Genomic DNA, 7261 nt, shown 5'->3' with positions numbered 1-7261 from the left:
CAGCCGCTCCTCGCCCGTTTCGGTGTGACATCGACTTGCCGTGCCTCATTTGCCCTTTATAACACCCGCGAGGAAGTCGATGCGCTGGCGGATGCGCTCGACTATGCCCGAACCTTCTTCGCCTGAGGATGAACCGATGAGTGATATCGAAACCAAGCCGGATGTCCGTGAAGGCATCGTCCAGACCAGCCTGCCGGCCGAGGAAGTGGCGCGCCTGTCTGACGACATCATCGCGGCGCTGAAGACCGTCTACGACCCGGAAATCCCGGCCGACATCTTCGAACTTGGCCTGATCTACAAGATCGACATCGAGGATGATCGCTCGGTGAAGATCATGATGACCCTGACAGCGCCCGGTTGCCCGGTTGCCGGCGAAATGCCGGGCTGGGTGGAGAACGCCGTCAGTTCGATCGAGGGTGTTTCCGGCGTCGACGTGTCGATGACCTTCGATCCGCCATGGACGCCGGACCGTATGTCGGAAGAAGCCCAGGTCGCCGTCGGCTGGTACTGAGCGCGGCACGGTCGGCCACGATTTGTGGTCAGCCGACAAGCCGCGTGCCTATGCTCGATGATCAATGACTGCTAATGTGTCCCTGCATGGTCCGACAGCCGCATATGAGGCTGGGCCATGCGATGGAGGGGGACATGCTCGGCAGGCCTCATACCTTTGTCCTTATCATTTCACTGACGATCGCGACGACGCTTCCGGCAGTCTCGCACGCTGAGGACGCATCCAAAAAGCTTCCGACCGAGGAAGAGCTGGCAAATGACAACCAGCTTTTCATCAATCTGGCGCGCAAAGCACTGAAATGGGACGAGCCGACCGAACCGTTCAGGATGGTCGGACCGCTCTATTTCGTCGGAACGAAGGGGCTCAGCTCGTTTCTGTTCTCGACCTCGGAAGGGCTGATCCTGCTCAATACGTCAATGCCGGAGACTGGCGATCTTGTCCTTCAGTCGATCCGCAAGCTGGGGTTTAGTCCCGAGGACATCAAGATCATCATAAACGGGCATGCTCATTCCGATCACGCCGGCGCCTTTGCCCAGGTCAAGCAACTGTCCGGCGCGAAACTCGCCGTCATGGAGGCCGATGTCGGGCCGATGCAGGACGGTGGCAAAAGCGATTTTCACTATGGTGACGACCGGAAGATCATGGGCTTTCCACCGGTGAAGGTGGATCGCATCCTTCGCGACGGCGATACGGTCAGGCTCGGGGAACTCGTGCTGACGGGCTACAATACGCCTGGACATAAGCGGGGATCGACGACATGGGTCAAGCAGCCGTCTTATCCGGGCATCGAAGTCGACTATCGCAATACTCACCACGTGCTGGAAATGCTCAAGCCCGACATCTGGGCAGGGCACCATACGGAATATTTCGACATGGAAAACAAGCGCAAGCGGGCCGAGACCGAGGGTGTGGCGGCATGGGTCGATCCGGAAGGTTATCGCCGCTTCGTTGCCGAGAAGAAACATGCCTTCGAGGCGTTGGTAGACAAGGAAATGGGTGTTTCAGCCCAGCCGGCGCCATAGTCCCCACGTCAGAATCCATTGGCGTCTCTGCGCATCTCGACCGGAGGGTGCGGGTGACTGTGTCACTTGTCGCTTGCCTCAAGCGAACCGTGCTCCCTCGGCTATGCTCTCTCTCTGGCGCGGGACCGATGTCTGGCCTGGAAAGGCTTTAGATCAGTCGATAGTCGCGATCGAAATAAACTAGGGATTGGCCGTCAGCGCGAGTCCTGACGTCGATCACTTCGCAAAACAGCACATCATGCGTCGCGCCGTCGGCGATTGAGGCGATACGGCAATCGAAGGTCGCGAGCGCGCCGGGCAGGCGGTGGCTGCCGGTTTCGGTCCTTTCCCATTCCGCGGCGGCGAAACGTTCTTCAACCGGTGTCTTGCCGCCGAAGATGCGGCTCAGGTCCTGATGCCCGCCCTCCAGTACATTGACGCAGACCACGCCATTGGCCTTGACGGCAGGATAGGCAGAGGAGCCGCGGTTGAGGCAGACGAGCAAGGTCGGCGGATTGTCGGAGACACTGGTCACGGCGGTGGCGGCAAAGCCTGCCCTGCCGCCGGCACCGTCCGTCGTCACGATATTGACCGCGGCTGCCATGCGGGCCATGGCATTGCGATAGGCGAGGCGGGTGTCTTCGCTGGTTTCGCTGCGCGCTTGCATGGGCTCGGGTTCAATGGTCTTGGCAGCCAGCATGGCAGTCTCCTTGATCGGCATCAGCTTACGACAGGAAGTCGAGCACGGTTTGGTTGAAGGCGGCGGGATAGGTGACATTCACGGCATGGCCGCCGAAATCGCTCACGTTGAGCGTCGCATTTGGTAAGCCCTCGGCCAGCCGTAGCGAGCGCGAATAGGGCACCAGCAGATCGTCGCGGGTGGCTATCAGCAGAGTCGGGGTCTCGATGGTGGCAAGTTTTGCATCGACGTCGAACGCCCGCAGCGCTGCGATCCGGCGCAGGATATTGGTCTTGCCCTGGAAATGCGCGATGGCATGGGCTTCTTCGGCGGCCATGCGCTCCGGGTTTTCCGCCATGAAGATTGCCGGATAGAGGAACAGCGGCTGCGCCTTGACGAAGGCCGGCACGCCGGATTTTTCCAGCAGTTCAATGCGCACGTCGAAGCAGCGGCCGGAATGCGGATCGGCCTTGCTCCAGGCGTTGATCAGCACCTGCTTGGCAATGCGGCCGGGTTGGCGCAATCCGATGTCGAGCGCCATCAGGCCGCCGAGCGCGTGGCCGATGAAATGGAACTCCTTGAGTTCCTGTGCGTCGGCGATTGACAGCACGTCGTCGGCCATGGCGCGGATGCCGCCAGTCTCTGGGACTTCTCCACCCGTCTTGCCGCAGCCGGTATGATCATAGGTCACGAGGCGATATCGCTCGCCGAGTGCCTCGATCTGCGGCGCCCAGTATCCGCCCGATCCGCCGAGGCCGGAGGACAGGATGATGGTTTCGGCGTCTGCGGCCTGATTGCCGTGGATGTGGTAATGCATTGAGTGTCCTGTGTCTGATCTGCCCCCATATGCCGCGGCATCGGGTGTTTTTCCCGAGGTGGTCACTGGGCTTTCGGTCCCTCGCCCCGCTGGCGGGGAGAGGTTTGGCTGAGGGCAGACTTGAGCCAATTATTTCGTCCCGATATGCGCCACGGTGGCGATCTCGACCAGCGCGTCGGGTTTGACCAGTCCGCATTGCACGCAGTAGCGGGCCGGCTTGTCGCCGGGGAAATACTCGGCATAGACCTTGTTGACCGCCTGATAATTGGCCCAGTCGGTGACGAAGATGTGGTTCATGGTCACGTCTTCCATCGTGCCGCCAGCCGTCTCTATGACTGATTTGATCGTCTCGAGCACATGGCGGGTCTGGGCGCCGGCATCGCCGACATGCACGACGTCGTTGTTCTTGTCGAAGGGAAGCGTGCCCGAAACATAGACGATGCCGTCTGCCAGCGTGCCGGGCGAGTAAGGGGCGATCGGCTTCTGGGTGCCTTCGGGGACGATGATGGTCTTGGGCATAAATCTCTCCGTATGTCCTGTTGATGTCAGATGGCGTCGGCGGGGGCTGCCTGCGAAATCACGCTGCAAAAGTCGTTGACGGTCGCGACCCAGCCGAAGAATTTTTCGACATTGTAGACGGTCGCCTGCTGGATGAAGTCCGGTCCCAGATGATGGGTTGCGTCTTCGAGCATCACGCCGAAATATTCGAGGTGGAAGGCGTCGCGCAGCGAGCTTTCGACGCAGACATTGGTGGCAATGCCGACGAAGACGAGATTGCGGATGCCGCGGGCTCTGAGCACGCTGTCCATATTGGTGTTGAAGAAACCGGAATAGCGGGTCTTCGGCACCAGGATGTCACCCGGCTGCGGCTGCAGTTCATCGACAATGGCGTAGTCCCAGGTGCCTTTGGCGAGCAGTTGGCCCTGCAGTTCCGGCCTTTGGCGCATGGTTTTCAGCGCATTCGACTTGTGCCAGTTCGGCGAGCCAGGCCCGCCGGCCTCGACATAGTCCTTGTCCCAGCCGTTCTGGAAATAGACCACCAGCACGCCGGCCGCGCGTGCGGCATCGAGTGTCTTCTTGATGTTGCCGATGGTCGACTTGGCGCCCGCGATATCGAAGCCAGCGAGATCGACATAGCCGCCTTCGGTCGAATAGGCATTCTGCATGTCGACGACCACGACAGCGGTTTCGCTCGGTTTCAGGGTGATCGGTTCCGGGCGGGCCGGCAGGGTGACGCTTTTGCTCAGTTCCGGGCGCGGCTGGTAACCCGCGACGACAGCCTCGTTCATTCGGCGGCCTCCAGCATCGGCTTGACATGCTGGCGGCTCTTCATCAGCGGCTGTACATATTTGCCGAATTTCTCGATGCCCTGGACGAAGTCGTCGAATGTCAGCATGACGCCGCCCGTGCCAGGCACCTCGCTCATCTCGTCGAGCATGGCGGCCACCTCCTCATAGGAACCGATCAGCGTACCCATGTTGATGTTCACCGCCGAGACCGGATTGGCCATGTGGCGGACATTGGTGTCGCCGCCGGACTTCGTGTCTGCTGCACTCTGCAGACCAAGCCACTTGATTGCTTCCTCGTCGGCGCCGGCCTTGTAGTGCTCCCATTTTGCAAAGGCGGCCTCGGTCGTTTCCTCGGCCAGGACCATGGTGAGGACGAAGGATCGCACGTCGCGACCGGTCTTTTCGGTAGCGGAAAGCAGGCGTTCATTGGTTGAGGCAAAGGCTTTCGGCGTATTGACGCCGACACCGAAGCAGAAGCTGTAGTCGGCGAACTCGGCAGAGAATGCCAGGCCGGCATTGGAGGATCCGGCGCAGATCACTTTGACGTCACCCTGCGGCACTGGCTTCATCCGGCAATCGTCCATCTGGAAATACTTGCCCTTGAGGTCGGACTGGCCGCTCGTCAGCAGTTCTTTCAGGACGGTGGTGTATTCGGTGAGATAGGCATAGCGATCAGCGAAATATTCGTCGCCCGGCCACAGGCCCATCTGGCTGTATTCGGGGCGCTGCCAGCCGGTCACAAGGTTGACGCCGAAGCGGCCGTTGGAGATCGAATCGATGGTCGTTGCCATGCGGGCGACGATTGCCGGCGGCATGACCAGGGTGGCTGCCGTGCCGAACAGCTTGATCTTGGAGGTGACGGCGGCCAAGCCCGCCATCAGCGTGAAGGATTCGAGATTGTAGTCCCAAAATTCGGTCTTGCCGCCGAAGCCGCGCAGCTTGATCATCGAAAGCGCGAAGTCAAAGCCGTATTGTTCGGCCTTCTGGGTCACTTCCTTGCACAGTTCGAACGTCGGCTTGTACTGGGGAGCATTCTCCGACAGAAGCCAGCCATTGTTGCCGATCGGGATGAAGACGCCGATTTCCATGTCATGTTCTCCGCTTCGAAGGGCATCTGGATGCCCGGATGGGTTCGAAGCTAAGAAGGCAATTGGCGTGCCAATTCAAAATGCATAACGGAAACAAATAGATATTTTATGGCGTCAAAAATAATTTACCGAATGGTCAAAAAATTACCGATTGTTCGCTCGAAGTCGCCGGTTTTGCCAATGCGGTGAGCGTATCGTGCGTGTAATTTGATCGTTGTCAGGCGCGGGCAGGTCGCGTTCGGCTTTCAACGTGTTGATAATGTACGATTTTTATACCTCAGCCTGAAATGCTCACAAAAATGGCGATGCGGAGGTCGATACTGCGCGAATGCGGATAGTTGCTCATTCGAATGCGGGCAGGATGCCGTCATCGCTATTGAACGCTTAACCCGCCTCCCTTACATTGGGACTGAGAAAACACCGGGCCTTGAACCCGGATGTTGAAGGAGAATGGGCCGATGGGCTTTCAAGTGATGAGCATGAGCGATGCGGCGGCGAGCCGCGTCAAGGCAATCGTCGAGAATTCCGGAGCGGAGGCCAAGGGCATCCGGGTCGGAATCAAGAAGGGCGGTTGCGCGGGGATGGAATATACGATCGATCTGGTCAGGGAGCCGAACGGCAAGGACGACCTGATCGAGCGCGATGGCGCCAGCGTCTGGATTGATCCCGCGGCCGTGCTCTATCTGCTAGGGACCGAGATGGATTTCGAGACGACCACACTCCGCTCCGGTTTCACCTTCCACAATCCGAACCAGACCTCAGCCTGCGGCTGTGGTGAATCGGTCGAACTCAAGGCGGCTGATCTGGCGGAACTTGCGCGCAAGCGGGAGACCGAGACGGCCTGATCTGCACGCAGCATCTGGACATTGGCGCCCGGCTTTGCCGGGCGTTTTGTTTTTGTGCGGGCTGAGGCTTCGAGAGCGATTAAATTTGCGGTATTTCTGTCTTAGCCAAGAAAATATCTTGTCACGGCGCTATTTGGCGGAATATGTTGCTGTCATGGAAATCTTAGACCGCAAAATCATCTCCCTTCTCGCCGAGGATTCCCGGCGCTCGCTTGCCAGTATTGGTGAGGTCGTGGGGCTTTCGGCGTCTGCCGTCAACGAGCGCATCCGTCGGTTGGTGGCCATCGGGGCGATCCGACGCTTCACCGTGGATGCCGATCCATCGGCTCTTGGCCTGCCGATCACAACCTTCTTGCTGGTGGCCCTGAACTACGATGCAGGCGAAGACGCGTTCAAGGCCGCGATCAATGCGCACCCGGCCGTGCTCGAATGCCATCACGTAACGGGAAGCTGGTCCTATATGTTGAAGATTCGAACTGCTGATCTCGCCGGCATTGAGGCGTTTCTCGCAGACCTGAAGGCAGGTCGCTTCGTGGCGCGGAGCGAAACCATGATCGCGCTGTCGACGGCTTGCGAGCGCAGCTTTGTCCAGATGGAGATGTGAGATGGATGTTGTCGTCTTCGGCAAGGGCCTCGTCCTCGGTGTCGCGATCGCAGCGCCGCTCGGGCCGATCGGTGCGCTCTGCATCAACCGGACGCTGGAGCGCGGCTTCTGGGCCGGGGTTGCCGGTGGTCTCGGGACAGCACTTGCCGATGGCGCTTATGCAAGCCTGGCCGGGGCAGGCTTCACGGCGATAGGAGGGCTGCTGTCTCGTATCGAACTGCCGCTGCAACTCTTCGGCGGGCTGTTCCTGCTCTATCTGGGATGGGCAGCAATCAAGCCGCGTGACGCAGTGGTTGCTGCGCGCGTCGATGCCCGGGGCCTGTTGAGCACAACGGTTGCGACCTTTCTTCTGACCATCGCCAATCCGGCGACCATCCTGTCCTTTGCTGCCATCTTCGCCGGTCTCGGTCTGGCGGCCGATGCCGGC

General features: G+C 59.8%; 11 protein-coding genes. 6 read left to right on the top strand and 5 right to left on the bottom strand.

All coding sequences use genetic code 11. The features are described from left to right. From PDO_RS27765 to PDO_RS06685, 3 genes are all read left to right on the top strand, one after another. Positions 1-126, top strand: a 126-nt coding sequence (locus tag PDO_RS27765) for an aminotransferase class V-fold PLP-dependent enzyme (RefSeq protein WP_007599570.1), incomplete at its 5' end; no start/stop codon positions are given. 10 nt (positions 127-136) lie between these two features. Further along, a complete protein-coding gene (locus PDO_RS06690) occupies positions 137-511 on the top strand; it encodes an SUF system Fe-S cluster assembly protein (protein ID WP_007599568.1) in 375 nt (124 codons plus the stop codon). A 134-nt stretch (positions 512-645) separates the two neighbouring features. Next, positions 646-1533, top strand: coding sequence for an MBL fold metallo-hydrolase (locus tag PDO_RS06685; protein WP_007599566.1), 888 nt, complete (start codon positions 646-648; stop codon positions 1531-1533). 148 nt (positions 1534-1681) lie between these two features. Here PDO_RS06685 and PDO_RS06680 read toward each other — a convergent pair whose 3' ends face one another. The 5 genes from PDO_RS06680 to rutA form a co-directional block, all read right to left on the bottom strand. Further along, positions 1682-2209 (bottom strand): flavin reductase, encoded by a 528-nt coding sequence (locus PDO_RS06680; protein WP_458574643.1) that lies wholly within the window; start codon positions 2207-2209, stop codon positions 1682-1684. A 28-nt stretch (positions 2210-2237) separates the two neighbouring features. Next, positions 2238-3008 carry a pyrimidine utilization protein D gene (rutD, locus tag PDO_RS06675; protein ID WP_007599562.1) on the bottom strand — a complete coding sequence of 257 codons (771 nt, stop codon included), beginning with the start codon at positions 3006-3008 and terminating at the stop codon, positions 2238-2240. A 129-nt stretch (positions 3009-3137) separates the two neighbouring features. Next, positions 3138-3527, bottom strand: a complete 390-nt coding sequence (gene rutC / locus PDO_RS06670) for a pyrimidine utilization protein C (protein ID WP_007599555.1) — start codon at positions 3525-3527, stop codon at positions 3138-3140. Positions 3528-3553: 26 nt separating this feature from the next. Continuing rightward, positions 3554-4297 carry a pyrimidine utilization protein B gene (gene rutB / locus PDO_RS06665; RefSeq protein ID WP_007599553.1) on the bottom strand — a complete coding sequence of 248 codons (744 nt, stop codon included), beginning with the start codon at positions 4295-4297 and terminating at the stop codon, positions 3554-3556. Further along, positions 4294-5385 (bottom strand): pyrimidine utilization protein A, encoded by a 1092-nt coding sequence (gene rutA, locus PDO_RS06660; RefSeq protein WP_007599551.1) that lies wholly within the window; start codon positions 5383-5385, stop codon positions 4294-4296. Before rutA ends, rutB begins: the two co-directional genes overlap by 4 nt. 458 nt (positions 5386-5843) lie before the next feature. On the opposite strand from rutA, the gene sufA reads away from it, so the two are divergent. From sufA to PDO_RS06645, 3 genes are all read left to right on the top strand, one after another. After that, positions 5844-6230: a Fe-S cluster assembly scaffold SufA gene (gene sufA / locus PDO_RS06655; protein WP_007599550.1), complete on the top strand. Its 387-nt coding sequence runs from the start codon at positions 5844-5846 to the stop codon at positions 6228-6230. A gap of 34 nt (positions 6231-6264) precedes the next feature. Beyond that, entirely contained in the window at positions 6265-6834 is a 570-nt protein-coding gene (locus tag PDO_RS06650; RefSeq protein WP_348225820.1) for an Lrp/AsnC family transcriptional regulator, read from the top strand. 1 nt (position 6835) lies between these two features. Then, on the top strand, positions 6836-7261 hold a 426-nt coding region (locus PDO_RS06645), incomplete at its 3' end, for a LysE family transporter (RefSeq protein ID WP_007599548.1).

Origin of the sequence: Rhizobium sp. PDO1-076 (assembly GCF_000247475.1) — a bacterium.
Lineage (GTDB): Bacteria > Pseudomonadota > Alphaproteobacteria > Rhizobiales > Rhizobiaceae > Allorhizobium.
This window is presented reverse-complemented; position numbering and strand designations above follow the sequence as displayed.